This is a genomic window from Halorubrum sp. SP9, assembly GCF_005435015.1.
GTDB lineage: Archaea > Halobacteriota > Halobacteria > Halobacteriales > Haloferacaceae > Halorubrum > Halorubrum sodomense.
Genome location: NZ_SGXU01000260.1, coordinates 1 through 597, shown reverse-complemented (window position 1 = coordinate 597; position 597 = coordinate 1). Strand labels below are relative to the sequence as shown.

Here is a 597-nt window from a genome sequence, read left to right as displayed (position 1 = left end):
AAGTAGGCGTCGCGCTCGACGCAGTAGGAGACGCCGTGGCCCTCGTACGTCTCGACGTCCGCGATGGCCGGCCGCTCGTAGTCCGCGCCCGTCGCGAGTATCACGCCGTCGACGACGTACTCGTCGACCGTCGTCTCGACGCGGTACCGCTCGCCCTCCGGCTCGATCCGAACGACCTCCTCCTCGACGATCTCGGCCCCGTACTTCCGCGCGTGTTCCCGTCCCAGATCGACGAGTTCCGGGCCGGTGACGCCGTCCGGGAACCCGTAGACGTTCTCCATGGTGTCCACGTCCCGGGTCGTCCCGCCCGTCGTCGAACACGAGCGTTCGCCTGTCCGCTCGGGCCGTGTAGATGGCCGCGTTCAGTCCCGTCGGTCCGCCGCCGATGATCGCGACACCAGACATCTGTATTGTACAAAATACACTATATTAACTTATAAGTTGTGACCGATCGGACTGCGATAGCCGGCTCGGATCGATCTGTCGGCGAACGGTTCTCACCTATACAGTACTTCTGAACGCCAACTCGTGTACTCATCGACGGATTGCTCCAACTCGCCGACGACCGACGCGACGGGTCGCTGCGCAAGAGTGTTG

General features: G+C 63.1%; 1 protein-coding gene and 1 pseudogene. Both read right to left on the bottom strand.

Annotation, left to right across the window (positions count from 1 at the left end; genetic code table 11):
* The coding region (locus EXE45_RS17465) for an NAD(P)/FAD-dependent oxidoreductase (RefSeq protein WP_137695079.1) at positions 1–281 on the bottom strand (281 nt) is incomplete at its 3' end.
* A 13-nt stretch (positions 282–294) separates the two neighbouring features.
* Positions 295–405: pseudogene (locus EXE45_RS21500) on the bottom strand (NAD(P)-binding protein); the annotation flags it as partial.
* Positions 406–597: the final 192 nt, after the last annotated feature.